Raw genomic sequence first — 15905 nt, 5'->3', positions numbered from 1 at the left:
CAGTACAGCCGTTGACATTGAAGATGGATTTGTATAATTTTGACATGGGCTTTTTCTTCTGTTTTTTTTGGCGATTAAATTTTAGAAAATAGCCCATTTTTTGTTTAATTTAGGCGAATGTCAACAAAAAAGGGTGGCGAAGCCACCCACACATGTTGATGAAGAACCAGTTAATAAATATGCGGCAAGGTATTCTTAAATAAACTGTCAATTTGATAGTGGGAACAAAAAGTAGCAGTCCCGTTTCACTTTTAATATGGGGCTTAGTTTTTTGTACCCAGTTTAAGAATACTTTTATCATGTAATTTTATATGCCCGAAAACATATAAGTGTTTTGTGGCTATTGGAGTTATTTACCCAGTGATAGGAGTATTTATCACTGGGTATTTTTATGCCCTTTTTTGGGTGTTGATAGGAGGAAAATCACATGAAAATAATTAACTTAGGCATTCTGGGTCACGTTGACGCAGGAAAGACAACATTAACGGAAAGTTTATTGTATACCAGTGGTGCAATTGCAGAACTAGGGAGCGTAGATGAAGGCACAACAAGGACAGATACAATGAATTTGGAGCGTCAAAGGGGAATCACTATCCAGACAGCAGTGACATCTTTTCAGTGGGAGGATGTAAAAGTCAACATTATAGATACGCCAGGCCATATGGATTTTTTGGCGGAAGTATACCGTTCTTTATCCGTATTAGACGGAGCAGTATTATTAGTTTCTGCAAAGGATGGCATACAGGCACAGACCCGTATACTGTTTCATGCACTACAGACAATGAAGATTCCGACAATTTTTTTCATCAATAAAATTGACCAAGAAGGGATTGATTTGCCAATGGTATATCGGGAAATGAAAGCAAAGCTTTCTTCGGAAATTATAGTGAAGCAAAAGGTTGGGCAGCATCCCCATATAAATGTAACGGACAATGACGATATGGAACAGTGGGATGCAGTAATTATGGGAAACGATGAACTATTAGAGAAATATATGTCAGGGAAACCGTTTAAAATGTCAGAACTGGAACAGGAAGAAAACAGGAGATTCCAAAACGGAACGTTATTTCCCGTTTATCACGGAAGCGCTAAAAACAATCTTGGGATTCGGCAGCTTATAGAAGTGATTGCCAGTAAGTTTTATTCATCAACGCCTGAAGGTCAATCTGAACTATGCGGGCAGGTTTTTAAGATTGAATATTCGGAGAAACGGCGGCGTTTTGTTTACGTGCGTATATATAGCGGAACATTGCATTTGAGGGATGTTATTAGAATATCTGAAAAAGAGAAAATAAAAATCACAGAGATGTGTGTTCCGACAAACGGTGAATTATGTTCATCCGATACAGCCTGCTCTGGTGATATTGTAATTTTACCAAATGATGTTTTGCAGCTAAACAGTATTTTGGGGAACGAAATGCTGTTGCCGCAGAGAACATTTATTGAAAATCCTCTCCCTATGCTCCAAACAACGATTGCAGTAAAGAAATCTGAACAGCGGGAAATATTGCTTGGGGCACTTACAGAAATTTCAGATGGCGACCCTCTTTTAAAATATTATGTGGATACTACAACGCATGAGATTATACTTTCTTTTTTGGGGAATGTGCAGATGGAAGTCATTTGTGCCATCCTTGAGGAAAAATATCATGTGGAGGCAGAAATAAAAGAGCCTACTGTTATATATATGGAAAGACCGCTTAGAAAAGCAGAATATACCATCCACATAGAAGTCCCGCCAAATCCTTTCTGGGCTTCTGTCGGGTTGTCCATAGAGCCGCTCCCTATTGGAAGCGGAGTGCAGTATGAAAGCAGAGTTTCACTTGGATATTTAAATCAATCGTTCCAAAATGCGGTTATGGAGGGGGTTCTTTATGGCTGCGAGCAGGGGCTGTATGGATGGAAAGTGACAGACTGTAAAATCTGTTTTGAATATGGATTGTATTATAGTCCTGTAAGTACCCCCGCAGACTTTCGGCTGCTTTCCCCTATCGTATTGGAGCAGGCTTTAAAAAAAGCAGGGACAGAACTATTAGAGCCATATCTCCACTTTGAAATTTATGCACCGCAGGAATATCTCTCACGGGCGTATCATGATGCTCCAAGGTATTGTGCAGATATTGTAAGTACTCAGATAAAGAATGACGAGGTCATTCTGAAAGGAGAAATCCCTGCTAGATGTATTCAAGAATACAGGAACGATTTAACTTATTTCACAAATGGGCAGGGAGTCTGCTTGACAGAGTTAAAAGGATACCAGCCAGCTATTGGTAAATTTATTTGCCAACCCCGCCGCCCGAATAGCCGTATAGATAAGGTTCGGCATATGTTCCACAAGTTAGCTTAACAGCTTGCAAAAGTCATATAAAATGAGATTTGAAAGGATTAGAGACTAATTATGATGAAATGCGAATGGATATTGTGTCCTGTTTGTGGGAGCAAAACCCGTAATAAAATTAGGAAGGACACTGTTTTGGAGAATTATCCCCTTTATTGTCCAAAATGCAGACAATTTTTTCTTATCTTTTTATAGCCAAAACAACAATCTTTGCCTAGTAATCGATTATATGATTTCAAAATTTTTCACTCGTGCATTTTTGTTCGTCGCATCAATCGCCATAGCCGCATCTTTTGCCTGTGCGGGGGAGTCTTACGGCTATTTTGCGAAGTCGGCGCAGTCTGCGCCATCAACAGCCGCGCAGTTTGCAACACCCGCGCAGTCTTCGAGCGTTAACAAAACCGCGCAGTCCACACAAAAATCCGCGGGCTTAAACGAATCCCTGCATTTCCCGATGCACAGCGTGATGAAGTTCCCGCAAGCGCTTTACGTGGCGCACTTCCTCGACAGCGCAAAAATCGGCATCGATGCCAAAGTCCGCGTGGTAAAAGCCGAACTGATGCAAAACACCTGGTCGCCAATGATGAAGGAAATGGGCGATACCGCCATGGTTTCGTATGCTGAACTTCTCCAGTGGTCCCTGGTGCAGAGCGACAACAACGCTAGCGACTTGCTTTTCAAATTCTGCGGCGCGCCCGAAAAAATCACCCGCTACATCGCAAAACTCGGCTTCAAGGATATCCAAATCGGTGCAACAGAAGCCGAAATGCACACGGACCTCGCCAAAAGCGACTTGAATTGGAGCACGCCCAAAGAAATGTCGAACCTTTTCGAATGGTTCTACAAGAACAAAGACAAAACAGCAAACCTCCAGTTCATCTGGAAAACGATGTCCGAAGTGGAAACGGGGAAGGATCGCATCCCGGCCGCAGCCCCCGCGGGTGCAACAGTCGTCCATAAGACCGGCACCGGATTCCCGCCCAAGGACAAACTTCCGCCCATGAACGACGCAGGAATCGTAATCCTCCCGAACGGCCAAGTGCAATTTATCGCAGTCTTTGTGCCCGAGCCGACCGCCCCGAACCAACTCGCTGATATTGCCCAAAGTATATTATCCGACAAGTAAAATTCAACACTTCACTTAAAAATTCTTCTTCTTTTTCGTCTCTCTCAACAAAGAGGCCTTTGCCGCCATTTTGAATAGAGACTCCCTCATAACAAAAAGTGCATTTAAGAAAAGTTGGCGATGCTGGTCCATCAATAACAACTTCGTCCAAAAATACACAGTGGTCGTATATATCACAACCATTGTTAATAACGAATCGTTCTTCAAAGATTTTTCCTTCGATTTTTTTCTGCATGATGAACTCCTTTGCTGGACGGTCGCTTGATTAACATATATTTTTTTGTGACAAATAATGACTTGCTTGATTCTGTTGGAATGTTTTTTGAATTCTGGAAATAAATAAGCCCCTTCAAAAGAAGGGGCTTGTAAAGGCTCTCACGAATTCCATTCCTTACGTGACGCCGGTTGTTTATCAGGGAATGGCTAACGCAACCGGTGTGTCAATAATATACCTCTTTAACCAATAATTGTCAATCCCATTATGGCTTTGGCGGCGAATAAGGGCTGGGAGGTGCAGGAGCACCAGTTGCAGCTGTTGCGTGGGTATGGCCCAGGAACGACAGCGTAGGCGTGGAAAAGTCCGCGCCTTTTACGTTTCCAGTCGCTTCTACATCGCCCTTGCTGCTGATGTTTCCGTCGGAGCTGATTTCCCCTGTGGTTTCAATATCGCCATCAACGCTTAAAGCTCCTGTAATTTCCACGTTTTCCGCAGAAAGTTCGACTTTTTTTGCATTTATTTTGACATTTCCCTCACGATCAATCGATATAATGGTTGCAGCTTCCTCATTGATGCGTCTCATGGGAATTGCCAAAAGGTTCAGAAGGTCGTTTCCGGAAAAACTCATGGGAAGCGCAGCATCTTCGCCCCAGGTTTCCTTCTTCCATTTTCGAATATCGCGGCTGCTGCTTATGCAAAGAACGGTATCGCCAGCATCCAGCTCATATTCCACATGAACTGTCTTTGTGCCGATCCATAGGACTGGCACATTACGGATTACCATCAGCTTGCCGTCCTTCAAAGGTTCTATTTGCATATTGCGCAGACAGTTTCTCACGCTGGGACGAACATTGACTGTTCCATCATCGTTTACGGCATCAATGACAGCGGGGAAGGCTGTTTCAAAGTCCTCCATCTTATTGTCAAAGAAACGGTCCAAAATTTTTGCGATGCTGTTAGCCATTACCAGCTTACCTCACTTGCTTCACATTCAACGGTAAAGTCGCCACCATGGTTTGAGCCGCGGAAGCAACATTCAGTCACGATAAAGTTTCCCTTGACACAGAGCGATTCTACGCTGTCGTAGGAGTCTCCACAGCTGGAATCCAGCTTTACATATATGTTGGGAGCGAACTTTGGCGAAATAAGCGCAGTAAAGCGTACTTTCCTTGTACGGTCGATTTCCTTGCTGGGCTTATTTTCAGCCGACTGTTCGTCATTTTCGTCCTGGGAGAACAGGTAGAACTGCGGATCGTCACCGAAATTCACCTTATTTGCACTTTCATCGCGCATTTCCTCCGCATGGAGCAGACCGCTTGCATGATTCAGTTCAATCTGTTCCAGTTCCATCGTCTTTTCATCCTCGTTGACCACAATCATTTCGTTATTGTCTAAATAGAGGTGAAGTCCGAACTTGGGGATCAGTATATTGTCCCTAAAACTTATGACAGCCTGCCGGAATGTTGCCGAAACGCCATATTCTATTCCAATGGGTTCCGACAGCTTTGTCTGGCTTCCGGCTCGAAGCGCGATACCAGCGTAATCGCATAGTTCCTGCAGGCATTTCTTGACGGTTGTGTCCTCCTTGAACAGGAAGGCGCAATTCAGACGTGCAAGCTGGTAGAACGTTCCACGCGCAGAAACGCAGGTGAGGATAAGCTCAACGTCCTTTCCGACGCGCCTGGGGACAGCATAGCCGATTTGACCTACAAATATGTTTCCTACAGTCTCGTCTTGATGCCCTGCCTGCAACAGGACGCTGTTTCCTTCACTCATGACGAAGTTTATGGTGTCCGGGCTCGGATTATAAACAGTGATGGTAGCCTCGTTATCGTACCATTCGATGGAACGGATAACTTCAAAGTCAATATCGAACTGGGAAAGGTCCTTGCAGTCCTCGCTGGTGATGTTGCCAACAGCGAACTTTCCTATGAATAGTCGAACGATTCTGCCGAAGGCCATTAGAGCATACCCGCCTTTTCGAAGACGGCAACATCAGCCTTTGTTAGATAATGGAGAACGTAGGCTTTTCCTAGATTGTCGTGATTTAATTGTTCCTTGCAAGTCTTTTCTCGCTTAAATATGGCAAGATCGCCATTTTCAAGCACCTCATTTCTACTTTTTAACAGGCGAGAATTTGGGACAAGTCTGATTCCGCAACGTTTTCCGTTGACCGTTTCAAAGTCTGCAAACCAGTTTCCATCCCTCCAGTTCCAAAGAAGCCGGATTGAGAGCATGACGCCCTCGATATTGACTCGCTCCACCATGTAGGAGCCCCCGCTAGTCTCTATGGGTATCTTTATCATGCGTATTCCCTTCCTATGGATTCGTTCATCTTGTTTACGGCCTCGTCTGCGCTTTCGCTTGCGTCACCGCTGACGTTTCCTGCGTTGGCCTTCTTGCTCATTGCCTGCTGTTTCGCGTTGTTCTGGGAGGCTGGTTCCGCTGGGTTCCATTCTCCGCTGAGGTTTTCGCTGGAGAAGTTTGCTGTCCTGATCTCACGCAGGGTCAATTCGAACTTGACGCTTTCACCGTCCTCGGCTCCACGCGTCGCGTGTAGGCTTTGGATCGCCATTTCCTCATAGACTTCAAGGCAAGTGATGATACGGACTTTCTGACGCGCCTTGGCGATGGCACAGAGCTGTTCCCAGCGCTTGAGCGCGGTATTGGTGACAGCTTCCGCCTCCTGGATTTCAACCTTGTCCTTCCAGGTTCTGCTATTTCGTGTGCCATCCTCATTGACAAAGCCACCCTCACCGTTGATTGTGTGGTTTGTGAACATTCCCGTGACCTTGACGCTTCGTAGCTTCTGCTGGACGTGATCGCTGATTGTGGCACCGTTTTCAACGGCATGGTCGGTAATGTCAAATTCCAGCTCATGGCTTTCGTCCACAAGCAGGTCGAAGGGAAGGTTCTCAAGTCCGAAGTTCTCGTTTCGCGTGAACAGGGAGGCCGCTATGACGTGGGGCGGGTTCTTATATCTGGAATAGATATTGAGGGCTGTGCTGACAAAGCCAATCATAGTGCAAGCGCCTTGACCGCCTCGGAACGGTTCACGAAGGTGAGCTGGGACTGGAGAAGCGTCCTGAGGTTATCCTTGATGAGTCTTGCCATCATGTCGCTGTCCGTCTTGATGTTGTTCGTGTAGTCGATATTGGTGATGTTGGTGCTGCCCTTGGCTGTCTTTGCGACAGACTGCATGGCCTTCTGCATTTCCGCATCCAGATCGACGGGGGTGTAGGTGAAATCCACGGGCTTGAAGTCCACATCGGGGCCGTTCCCGCTGGAGTTCTTCCAGGGCAGGGAATGGTTCCTGTTCATCTTGGCCTGTCCCTGTCCGATAAGTCCCTGGTAATAGTCGTAGGCGCCCTTGGCCCTTGCCCAGTTGATAAGGTTCTCTGTCGCCCCATTGGGGAGGCTTCTCATGTCAAATCCTGCTCCAGCAGCCTTGTCCCAGCCTGGATTCCAGGGGATGCTTGGCATCTTCTTCATGAGTTCCTTTTCTTCCGGAGTCATGAGCTTTTCATAGTCCTTCATGGATCGCTGCCAGCTTCCTCTTTCCTTTGTTGCACGTTCTATTTCGCCAGCGGCCTCCTCCCTTCGCGCCTCACGCAGTTTTTCGTTGGCGAGGTCCACAAGAAGGTTGCCTGCCTCCCAAATCTTCTGCAGTCCCCAGACGGTTGCGGTAAACAGTCCTGCCTTGAGGAATCCTTGCCAGCTCATTCCTAGTCCGTTGAGGGACTTTCCGAACGCGATAGAACCCTTCTGCGCGGCATCCATCATGGGAACAACAAATTTCATGGCTCCTACAAAGGCCATTGTGGAGACGGGTGCCTGCGCGAAGATGTTCAGCAGGGTGGAAACACCGTTTGCGAACGAGGCGATTGTGCCTACGTTCTGGCTGAGGGTTCCGATGAGGGACTTTAGCACATTTCCGAAGCTGTGTAGAAGGCTTCTGATGGATGGCATATTGGATTTTATTTCATGGGCGAGGTCGGCAAGAACGGGAAGTAGTTCGCGTCCCACTTCCTCCTTGACGTCTCCGATTTCGTTCTGGAGCTGGGCTATCTTTCCCGCGTCGGTATTCGCCATTTCCTTGGCGAATCCCCTTATGCTTTCAAGAGTCTTTTCCAGCGCAGCAACTTGCATATCCTCGGTGACGATACCGCCATCCTGCTTGATTTTCTGCAGTTGTTTGATGGCGCTGGTATCAAAGCCCTGTTGTTCCAGCGTCATTGTACGTCCGGTAGTGATTGCGCTAAGTAGGGTCTGTGCATAGCTTTTGAGTTGATCTGCGTTTGCTTCGCCACCGTTGGTGGAACGGGCGGCATAGTCCGCGACCATCTGCATCATTCTCTTGGAATTATCTACGCCTTTGATGCGGTTCGTCCAGGTTGAGGCTGCGGAAAGCAGGCCTTCATCGCCATACATGCTATTTTCCTGGATTCTTGATGCAAATTTTTGCAATTCGCCAAAACGGTCGGCATTGCCGTTCCTTTGCATCTGGAACTTCAGGCTACGTTCCGCTTGATCCTGCAGCTTGAAAGCCTCTACACTTTCCTTTCCAAAGCCGATGAGCTTGGAAATGCCCTGGAATCCGGCATAGGCAGCGACAGCGCCTGCGATAACGCCCTTGAGCTTGGAGAAAGAACCTTCCAGCTTATGTGTTTCCTTCTGGGCGTCCCTAGTAGCGTCCGCGATCTTGTGAGTTTCCTTGGCGGCTCTTTCTGCTTCCTTGCCGACGTTCGACGTTTCCTTTGAAAGTCTTGTCGCGTCGTCTCCAGTCTTTCCCATGGACGACTGAAAGCGTCCAAGGGCGGCGCTGAGGTCTCCATCGTCAACCTGGAACCGCACCGTCTGTACAAATTCGTTCTCGTCAGCCATTGTCTGGTTTGCTCCTTTGCTGTTGGTAATATTCGCCCCAGGCGCTCCTGTAATCGTTTTCCATATCCAGATAGGAACAGAAAGCCATCATTCGATCAAAAGTCCAATTCCTCTCTATATCGGAAAGCGGAACACGCGCCTTGCTGACTATGCGCCAGATTGGAGCGTATTCCGCTGCTGTTCCCTCCAGTGTACCGATTTTGCCGAGTTTTTGAAGGTCCTCTGCATCGGTATCGCTGAATGAAGCCACTATCGGATTTGAATAGTTCAGGTTCCAGCTTGTTCCGTCGCCGGGGCCTCCACGAAAGGGCTGAGCTTTTCCAGCTTCCAGACCTTGAGAAGGATTGTGTACAACTCGCTGCGATTTGCAGCAAATTGTTCCGCGATGGCGTCACAGGAATCAAGTCTGTGATGCTTCTGCCCCTTATTGACGACGGTAACGCGGGAGAGGGTGGTTTCTACCAGCCAGCGGAAATCCTTTTCGGAAAGTTCCGAGATTGTGCTAGCCAAGGTGGCGAAGGCGTCAATTTCGTTGGAAATATCAATCCCCATCTGGGCCATGCGCCCAATAAGCCCGAGAACCTTTCTGTCAAGGTTCAGGGCTTCAAATCCGGTATGACAGATGAGCTGATAGTCGTTCTTGCCTACAGTGAAGTTAATTGTTTCCATAAATTATCCCTCAAATACGGCTTCGCCCTTGACGCGAAGCGTGACTGTCCTTGCCGCGGCTGCGCGTCCACGGGTTGCACTTCCCATACTGTGAATCCAGCATTGTCCGAGAATGGAGAAAGGACCGTTCAGATCAACGAAAGAAAACAGGTAAGGCCCTGCCTTGGTTTCCTCGTCGGCAATACGCAATGCTTCCAGCTTTGCAAGCTGAGGACTTGTTTGCATGAACGGAACAGTGACTGTGTAGAGCTTGCGCACCATGCGGGAGCGTTCGATACAGCCGTTGCTACCTTCTGTGACCTCCCATTCGTCGCCCTCCTTGGTGATGGTGATGTCACCAAGGAAGTCGGAAAGTTCGATGCCTTCCACAGCCATATTGACCAAGGTATGGTCGTAGGTTCCTACAAGATTGGACATTTGCAGTTCTCCTTAAAGTGTAACGGTGAGTTCCACGTTTCTGACAGTGTGGATGGAATTGAGTCTGGAATAGCGTCCCTTTACAAGCGGAAGATTTCGCGCCTGGACGTCCGCCGCGTAATTCTTCTTGAGGTATTCGTAATCCTTGATGTTTACCGTATAACCCTGCATGATGTACTGGTGATCGGTATCAGCCGCCTTGGCAAAGACCTGGAGGATTGCCGCTGCAACAGAATTGATTCCATTGTCGTCATAGGTGACTCCGTGACCGTCATTGGCTTCGCCAAGAAGGCTGTAAATCTTGGTCTGGATATTGAAGCGAATCCAGTCGTCCTTGGCGATACCGTCAATGAAGCTGGCGGGAGATTTTTCGCCTGTGCTTGCAAGCAGAACATTCTTTCCGCTAGTGCTTCCCATGAACACTCTGGATTCCCCCGCTGCAACCGTATAGACGTTGATATTGTCGGCGACGAGTGCATCAAAGTCGGATTTCTTGTAGCCGTCATATTCCACGTTCTTGACCTTCTTGTGGGCGAAAGTGCCGCGAGCGGAATCAAGGGCGCATCTGATGGAGACGATAGAGGCTGCGATATTCCCCGCTGCATGATGCTGGTAGAGCGCTACACGATCGCTTGTGGACTTGAGAAGGCTCTGGGACAGCTCCCTGATGGATGCAAATCCGTTGCTTGTATCGTCAAGTTCAAGGTGGATAATCTTGAAATTCTCGCCAAGATAGGCGTTCCAGCCACCCGTCTTAGTAAATTCCGTAGAAGATGGAATGATGTCGTCGCCAAACTTGGCTACGATATGGTAAAAGTCCAGGGCTGCGTCCTGTGCGTTCTTGACGGCATCAAGAGCTTCCGCAAAATCGCCTGCCTTGATGGCAATAACCTTTGCTGGGCAGGCACTCTGGGAAAAGGTACTAGCAACCATTCCATAAAGAAGGCTGTCCGTTCCGAAAACTTCCGCATCCTCGGAACATGAACATTCTACAAAGGCAGGTCCCTGTGAGGCAGGGCCAACAACAGCCATTGTGTTGACGCTTGTGGTGGAAACGGTTGAAATCGCCTCGTTGATGCTGATTCGGATAATGGAATCGATAATCTGCGCCATCATAACTCCTAGTTAGATTGGAGGATTAAGGGTTTGACTGTTTCGATCCTTGGCCTTTCAACCGCGATTTCATCCGTAAAGTTGACTTGGAATGAAAAACGCCATTGTCTAATGAAGAACTTTCCATCATAGGTGTCGATGGCGTTGATTGCGGTTGGTTGCCAGATCGTAACCCCCCTCTCCCTGGCGAACTCGGTAAATTGCGGAAGCTCCAGCTCATTCCTTGCCTTTCTAAGGATGTCTCCGTCGCCTTCGACTTCGACGAAGTGGACCATGGCGACTTGCGAAAACAGGAACTTCCCCTTGCCCGGAGGCGGAGACAGTTTGCGTCCATATTGTTCCACAGAATCGATTCCAACAGCGACATAGCACCCAACGGGGGCGGGGCTGTTCGTCGGACTCTTGATGAACTGGACTGAAAATCTTTCGCAATCGTTGAAGTATTTGCATAAGGCTCCCTTGATTTCGTCAATGCTCACCGAAGCGCCTCCGGAATCTGGGCTGGCGGAATCTTGCTTGCTATGTATTTCCAGTGGGTGACGTTTGGCAGATTGCAGAAAACAAGCTCATCCACGATTTCGTACCAGTAGCCTCCCTGCTGGATATATCCGATGGCTTCTGCACCGTCCTGTGTTCGCGCAGCAAGCCTTTCGCTGGAATAGACCTTGACCATGCCCGTATTGCGCGAACCTTCGCTGTACGCGATGGCTTCTTCTCCTGTGACAGGCTGAATTGTCCCGCGAACAGTCCTTTCGGATTTCGTCTCGGAAACGGCGTTTCCCTCGGAGTCGAAATGGGGCTTGACCAGTTCGCAATAGCGAAATGTCCTAGCGAAAACCGTTGCCACCGCAGAGCCCCTGCATCCTTACTGCGCCCGTAACGCCCGGACGCGGTGAATACTGTTTTCTCAGCAGAAGGAACTGTTGTCCGAAGCTGGTGCTTGAAAGCCAGGCGTCGTCATCGTTACCCTTTGTGCTGCCATAGGAAACTGAAATGTCGCCTTCCCGCTTGCTTGTGACAGTTCCAGCATCCCCGTCGCTTCCCCTGGATTCCAATGCTGCGAGATGGGAAACCATCAGAGAAAGCGCATAGACGTAGGCTTTCTTGAAATAGCAGGCGCTTACATGGTGAGAGGCTCCCATAATCCAGGCGTCAAGTCGCTTGCTGTCCGCGTGTTCAGGGGGAAGGTAGGCGACAAGCTCTTCCTTCTGCTCATCACTTATTGGAAGCGGAATCATTTTGCTTTTTTGCCTCCATTTTTTCGTTCATTTCCTTTTGCTTGGCCTCGTCCCATTGCACGTCAAATTCGTCCAGTTCCTTCTTCCTTGCTACCGCGGCCTTCTTTACGCCTGCGCTAGTCTTTTTGACGCATCCTTCTATTTCATCGACAACCTTCTGGGTGTTGGCCTTGGAAATGGCAATTTCGGCTACGCTGGGTGTTATCTTTTCCATGAAGGAGAGCTTGCCCTGGTTTTCCAGCGCCTTGATGATGGGGTGTTTCCTGTCAATAGCCCCGTCCGGAACGACATTGGAACCCGGCAGGAGCAACATGGATCCGATGTGGACGGTACATTTCTGGTTGTTCATGACTAGCATGGCGTCAAATCCTGTAGGCGAAAAGTGGGAAAGGTGAAAAAAGAGCTCCACCGCGACGGAAGGCTGGCCCTGTTAGGGAAAACGTCGCGATGGAGCCGGGGAGGGGATTCTTGACTAGAGTCCGTCTGCGTAGGCTACGGCGTTAATGTTCTTGAATGCTACGCCACCCACGCGACAATAGCAGGGAACCTTGTAATAAAGGGAATCCTTCTGAGGCGCGTCCTGCTTGAAGGGAATCGGCAGGCATCGAGTGACGACGCTTGGACTGTACTTGTAGATTACCGCACGTGTAGCGCCATCTACACCGGCATCATCGAGCTTGGAACATTCGCGCCAATTGACAATACCCTGACCTTTGAAAACCTTTTGCAGATATTCAAGGATGGTGATGTCTCCCCCCTTTTCATCCTTGGGGGTGGTTGACAGATAGACGAATGCGTCATGGGGAAGCAAAACGGTATCTGCCTTGACAGTGCGGTGGGTGTTGGTACGAACTGTGTCGATCATTGCCTGGAATGTTGCGATGATTTCGGTCAAGGACTTTCCCTTGATGGCCGTTCCGCCAGATGTTCCCGTAGGCACGACCACCAACGGAATGTTGGGGTTATTGAGGAAACCCGTTGTATTTGCTTCCTTGTCGCCAACGAAAAGAACCTCATCGACTTTTTCATCAATCTTGCGACGGGCGGTATCTGCCTCATCGCGTGAAAGGTCAATGCCTGCAGTAAGCCACTGCATGAGTTCAAATTCGCTGTAACCATAGGAAAGGCCCCATTCGCGAATATCGTTTGTCTTGATTTCAACACCGCGGCTGATAGGAGGAAAATCATCCCTATAGTCGCTAATGAGCTTTGCAACGCCCATTTCGTTGACAATCTTGTAACTCCAGGAACGCAGCCACATACCCATACCAGTCTGTGCAGGAATCAAGCTGAGTGCGTCAAGATTTTCGCGGTCAAGGCCGTAAGTTTCATTGATGATTGTGTTGAACAGGCGGCTAATCCTGTTGAGTTCGTGATCCTTAAAATTCATGCGTTCTCCTTTTGGTGCCTATGCGATTTCAAGTTCAGCCAACCCGCCATCAGCTGCGTCGGTCTTGAACATTCCGCCCACAATCTGGGTGCCACCCGTTGCCGTTGCTGTAAAGGCATTGTTGGTGTCGTTGACGTAGGCGTCATCGCCTGCCTTGACTTCTCCAAGTACACGAACCCACAAGCGCCCTTTCTTGACGACATTGATGGTCATGCCCGCCTTGTAGCTGTCGTTAAAGAGGGTTCGCTGTGCGATGCCGAGAAGTTTTCCGTTCTCCGGCTTATTCACATAGACCTTACCAGCTTCGTCAGCTTCGCCTGTCTTGATCCAGAGAGGGAAACCTCCTTCGGAGTCCTTGTCTTCCTGAATCACCCCTGTTTCAATGGAGTGGGGTACAAACGGAAACAAAAGCCCTGGAGCTCCAATTGCTCCATATTCCATTTCAAAAGCCATACGCTAGGCCTCCCTTGCAAAACTTGCGATGTTCAGCTTGTTGTACTTGTCGTTCATGGCTTCGAACGCCTTTTCCGTATCAGCATCATCCTTGAACTGTGTCATGTCTGGGGCAAACGGGGAATTCTTGGGAGGCTCATCAGAACCTTGGGCAGAATCCTTCAGCTTTTGAACGGCGGCTTCATAGGCGCCAGCCATATATTCTGCGCTCCTGCCGTCAAGAACCATCTGGGGGTAGGCTTTCTTGACCATGGCACTACGGATAGCCTCTACGCTGTCACTTGCCTTGACTTCTACGCCAAACTGCTTGGCACAATCGAGCAGGGCGACCTTCTCATTTACAAGACGGGCAATTTCGCTTTCATCCTTGAGTCTGGACTTGAGCTGGTCTCGTTCAGAAATTGCTGCATCACGGGAAGCAGTCATGGAGTCCAGCTTGCCTTGAAGCGTCTTGGATTCCTTTTCAGCTTCGTCACGGGCCTTTTGTGCAGCATGGAGCGTTTCAATAACTTTTTCGTCGGCCTCGTATTCAGCACCGTCAATAATGAGCTTTCTTGCCATTTCATTCTCTCCCGCCCCTAGGGGGGCATTGTCGTTTACATTGAAAATTCTGTCGAAGTCGGCACTGTCGCCGATTCTAAAGCGCACTCCGTCGCCAGCTCGCCCTTCGCGAACGAGAGCGATATGGTTGTAACGGATATCCTTCATGGCTTCGTCATAGGCGACGCCCTGCCAGTTGCCCTTGCCTCGTTCCAGCCCGGCATCGTATCCGCAGGAAACAGCCCTTACGCGCCCCTCGCGCATTTCCTTGATGGCTTCTGCGTCCGTGATTGTCATTGTGACATATGCGTTCAAACCGTCCCAGCTTGCATCCGTTCCGGTAAAGCCTACCTGGAGTTTCTTGGCGTTCTCTGGGGAAACGTCCTGCATGGGGTGAAGTAAGGTGACTGGTTTTGAATTGAGGCTCAGGATGCTGTCCTGTGCAGAAACTTCCTTGACCGGGCGCAGTCTGCGCTTGATCCCATCCGTAGTCATGTAGCTGAAAACGCCCGCGCCTGTGACGCGGATTTTGCCCGTGAGATAGCCCTCCGGGGTAGTCCTGAAAACAGTCTGGTCGAAGTCGTTATAGTCGCGGAGCGTTTCGTTCATGCCCCAAATTTAGAGGCGCAAACAGGCTATACGGGGGTTTCACCTAAAGGCATATAAACAGCCCCAAAAACACCAAAAAACAGCGGAAAACGCCGCTACAAGCGCGGTACGCTACCCCACAATTGATTGAATTTGTCTATGATTTGTTAAAGGATAGTTGAATCAAGGAGTTTGTACATGATTCCCGAATTGTTTTCTGTAGGTAAATCACTCAAGGCTGTTTACGATTTTTCGCAAAAGGCGTCAAATTTCTTTTTGACAAAAAAAATAGATGCTTTCAACGAAAACCCGCAAAGCGAAAAGTCAAAGGAATTTTGGGCGAAATTAAAAGATGATTATCAAGAATTTGAAAAAATTATGGAGCTTCTGATTCATCATTTAATTTCAGCAGAATCTACCGTAAAAGCCAAATACATAAGAAATTTAGTGGATTCTTATAGTGAAGGAAAAATTGACTGGCTAATGTTTTGCCGAATGAATTTTATCCTTAGTCAAATTTACACCTTTGATTTAGAAAAAATAGTTGAATTCTATTATGGCAGTGAGTCCAAATTAGAAAAGAATGATGAAGAACGTTTTTTTACTTTAGGCTTGGTAAATCATGTTAGAAATCGTTCTAACGTCGTTGATTTAGCAATGACGAAAGATTTAGAAGTCAAATACGAGAAAAATGACTTGGGAGAGATTTTTGTTGATTGTGTTCTTCATGATGAAAAAATCAAAATTTCCCAGCGACACCAGAAGGATGTAGAGAAATCCTTTGATTGCTACAATAATGTAATGAAAAATTTATTGCATCATAAATAAAATCCAATCCGTAAAATCTAAAAACGATTACTGATTCTAAAAAATCATTATGAAGCCCCATTTGGGGCTTTTTTTGTGGCAAATATCACTTGTATAACACAAGG

General features: G+C 47.9%; 19 protein-coding genes. 4 read left to right on the top strand and 15 right to left on the bottom strand.

Annotation, left to right across the window (positions count from 1 at the left end; genetic code table 11):
• The first annotated feature begins 427 nt into the window (after positions 1-427).
• The 3 genes from tet(O) to B7992_RS13270 are packed head-to-tail and all read left to right on the top strand — an operon-like array spanning position 428 to position 3464.
• The gene (gene tet(O), locus B7992_RS13280; RefSeq protein WP_088666504.1) at positions 428-2347 is read left to right on the top strand and encodes a tetracycline resistance ribosomal protection protein Tet(O); all 1920 of its coding nucleotides are present in this window, start codon (positions 428-430) and stop codon (positions 2345-2347) included.
• A 51-nt stretch (positions 2348-2398) separates the two neighbouring features.
• Positions 2399-2533 carry a cysteine-rich KTR domain-containing protein gene (locus tag B7992_RS13275; protein ID WP_088666503.1) on the top strand — a complete coding sequence of 45 codons (135 nt, stop codon included), beginning with the start codon at positions 2399-2401 and terminating at the stop codon, positions 2531-2533.
• 34 nt (positions 2534-2567) lie between these two features.
• Complete coding sequence (locus B7992_RS13270) at positions 2568-3464, top strand: serine hydrolase (protein WP_088666502.1); 897 nt, start codon at positions 2568-2570, stop codon at positions 3462-3464.
• Positions 3465-3943: 479 nt separating this feature from the next.
• On the opposite strand, the gene B7992_RS13265 is transcribed toward B7992_RS13270, so the two are convergent.
• The 15 genes from B7992_RS13265 to B7992_RS13190 form a co-directional block, all read right to left on the bottom strand.
• The gene (locus B7992_RS13265; RefSeq protein WP_088666501.1) at positions 3944-4645 is read right to left on the bottom strand and encodes a Gp138 family membrane-puncturing spike protein; all 702 of its coding nucleotides are present in this window, start codon (positions 4643-4645) and stop codon (positions 3944-3946) included.
• Positions 4645-5643: a hypothetical protein gene (locus B7992_RS13260; protein WP_088666500.1), complete on the bottom strand. Its 999-nt coding sequence runs from the start codon at positions 5641-5643 to the stop codon at positions 4645-4647. The genes B7992_RS13265 and B7992_RS13260 overlap by 1 nt, the downstream gene beginning before the upstream one ends.
• Positions 5643-5987, bottom strand: coding sequence for a hypothetical protein (locus tag B7992_RS13255; protein ID WP_088666499.1), 345 nt, complete (start codon positions 5985-5987; stop codon positions 5643-5645). The genes B7992_RS13260 and B7992_RS13255 overlap by 1 nt, the downstream gene beginning before the upstream one ends.
• On the bottom strand, positions 5984-6703 hold the full coding sequence (locus B7992_RS13250) for a phage baseplate protein (protein ID WP_088666498.1): 720 nt from the start codon (positions 6701-6703) through the stop codon (positions 5984-5986). The genes B7992_RS13255 and B7992_RS13250 overlap by 4 nt, the downstream gene beginning before the upstream one ends.
• A complete protein-coding gene (locus tag B7992_RS13245; RefSeq protein WP_088666497.1) occupies positions 6700-8565 on the bottom strand; it encodes a hypothetical protein in 1866 nt (621 codons plus the stop codon). Before B7992_RS13245 ends, B7992_RS13250 begins: the two co-directional genes overlap by 4 nt.
• Positions 8566-8832: 267 nt before the next feature.
• Complete coding sequence (locus B7992_RS13235; RefSeq protein ID WP_088666495.1) at positions 8833-9234, bottom strand: phage tail assembly chaperone; 402 nt, start codon at positions 9232-9234, stop codon at positions 8833-8835.
• Positions 9235-9237: 3 nt separating this feature from the next.
• Entirely contained in the window at positions 9238-9651 is a 414-nt protein-coding gene (locus B7992_RS13230) for a hypothetical protein (protein WP_088666494.1), read from the bottom strand.
• 12 nt (positions 9652-9663) lie between these two features.
• A complete protein-coding gene (locus B7992_RS13225) occupies positions 9664-10767 on the bottom strand; it encodes a DUF3383 family protein (RefSeq protein ID WP_088666493.1) in 1104 nt (367 codons plus the stop codon).
• Between the two features lie 5 nt (positions 10768-10772).
• Positions 10773-11243, bottom strand: coding sequence for a hypothetical protein (locus B7992_RS13220; RefSeq protein WP_088666492.1), 471 nt, complete (start codon positions 11241-11243; stop codon positions 10773-10775).
• Complete coding sequence (locus B7992_RS13215) at positions 11240-11611, bottom strand: hypothetical protein (protein WP_088666491.1); 372 nt, start codon at positions 11609-11611, stop codon at positions 11240-11242. The genes B7992_RS13220 and B7992_RS13215 overlap by 4 nt, the downstream gene beginning before the upstream one ends.
• A complete protein-coding gene (locus tag B7992_RS13210) occupies positions 11592-12002 on the bottom strand; it encodes a DUF4054 domain-containing protein (protein WP_088666490.1) in 411 nt (136 codons plus the stop codon). Before B7992_RS13210 ends, B7992_RS13215 begins: the two co-directional genes overlap by 20 nt.
• Positions 11980-12360 (bottom strand): hypothetical protein, encoded by a 381-nt coding sequence (locus B7992_RS13205; protein ID WP_141100472.1) that lies wholly within the window; start codon positions 12358-12360, stop codon positions 11980-11982. Before B7992_RS13205 ends, B7992_RS13210 begins: the two co-directional genes overlap by 23 nt.
• A 114-nt stretch (positions 12361-12474) precedes the next feature.
• A complete protein-coding gene (locus tag B7992_RS13200; protein WP_088666488.1) occupies positions 12475-13392 on the bottom strand; it encodes a major capsid family protein in 918 nt (305 codons plus the stop codon).
• An 18-nt stretch (positions 13393-13410) separates the two neighbouring features.
• Positions 13411-13845, bottom strand: coding sequence for a DUF2190 family protein (locus tag B7992_RS13195; RefSeq protein WP_088666487.1), 435 nt, complete (start codon positions 13843-13845; stop codon positions 13411-13413).
• A 3-nt stretch (positions 13846-13848) separates the two neighbouring features.
• Entirely contained in the window at positions 13849-14994 is a 1146-nt protein-coding gene (locus B7992_RS13190; RefSeq protein ID WP_088666486.1) for a DUF2213 domain-containing protein, read from the bottom strand.
• Positions 14995-15171: 177 nt separating this feature from the next.
• Here B7992_RS13190 and B7992_RS13185 point away from each other — a divergent pair, with 177 nt between their 5' ends.
• Positions 15172-15801, top strand: coding sequence for a hypothetical protein (locus tag B7992_RS13185; protein WP_088666485.1), 630 nt, complete (start codon positions 15172-15174; stop codon positions 15799-15801).
• Positions 15802-15905 lie beyond the last annotated feature (104 nt).

Origin of the sequence: Fibrobacter sp. UWH1 (genome assembly GCF_002210365.1) — a bacterium.
Classification (GTDB): Bacteria; Fibrobacterota; Fibrobacteria; order Fibrobacterales; family Fibrobacteraceae; genus Fibrobacter.
This window is presented reverse-complemented; position numbering and strand designations above follow the sequence as displayed.

Bases quoted from the DNA above. Each gene is read 5' to 3' on its own strand.
- B7992_RS13250 (WP_088666498.1), bottom strand. From the start codon at position 6,703: ATGATTGGCTTTGTCAGCACAGCCCTCAATATCTATTCCAGATATAAG.
- B7992_RS13270 (WP_088666502.1), top strand. From the start codon at position 2,568: ATGATTTCAAAATTTTTCACTCGTGCATTTTTGTTCGTCGCATCAATC.
- B7992_RS13235 (WP_088666495.1), bottom strand. From the start codon at position 9,234: ATGGAAACAATTAACTTCACTGTAGGCAAGAACGACTATCAGCTCATC.
- B7992_RS13200 (WP_088666488.1), bottom strand. From the start codon at position 13,392: ATGAATTTTAAGGATCACGAACTCAACAGGATTAGCCGCCTGTTCAAC.
- B7992_RS13195 (WP_088666487.1), bottom strand. From the start codon at position 13,845: ATGGCTTTTGAAATGGAATATGGAGCAATTGGAGCTCCAGGGCTTTTG.
- B7992_RS13275 (WP_088666503.1), top strand. From the start codon at position 2,399: ATGATGAAATGCGAATGGATATTGTGTCCTGTTTGTGGGAGCAAAACC.
- B7992_RS13245 (WP_088666497.1), bottom strand. From the start codon at position 8,565: ATGGCTGACGAGAACGAATTTGTACAGACGGTGCGGTTCCAGGTTGAC.
- B7992_RS13205 (WP_141100472.1), bottom strand. From the start codon at position 12,360: ATGCTAGTCATGAACAACCAGAAATGTACCGTCCACATCGGATCCATG.
- B7992_RS13225 (WP_088666493.1), bottom strand. From the start codon at position 10,767: ATGATGGCGCAGATTATCGATTCCATTATCCGAATCAGCATCAACGAG.
- B7992_RS13185 (WP_088666485.1), top strand. From the start codon at position 15,172: ATGATTCCCGAATTGTTTTCTGTAGGTAAATCACTCAAGGCTGTTTAC.
- B7992_RS13210 (WP_088666490.1), bottom strand. From the start codon at position 12,002: ATGATTCCGCTTCCAATAAGTGATGAGCAGAAGGAAGAGCTTGTCGCC.
- B7992_RS13260 (WP_088666500.1), bottom strand. From the start codon at position 5,643: ATGGCCTTCGGCAGAATCGTTCGACTATTCATAGGAAAGTTCGCTGTT.
- B7992_RS13255 (WP_088666499.1), bottom strand. From the start codon at position 5,987: ATGATAAAGATACCCATAGAGACTAGCGGGGGCTCCTACATGGTGGAG.
- B7992_RS13230 (WP_088666494.1), bottom strand. From the start codon at position 9,651: ATGTCCAATCTTGTAGGAACCTACGACCATACCTTGGTCAATATGGCT.
- B7992_RS13190 (WP_088666486.1), bottom strand. From the start codon at position 14,994: ATGAACGAAACGCTCCGCGACTATAACGACTTCGACCAGACTGTTTTC.
- B7992_RS13265 (WP_088666501.1), bottom strand. From the start codon at position 4,645: ATGGCTAACAGCATCGCAAAAATTTTGGACCGTTTCTTTGACAATAAG.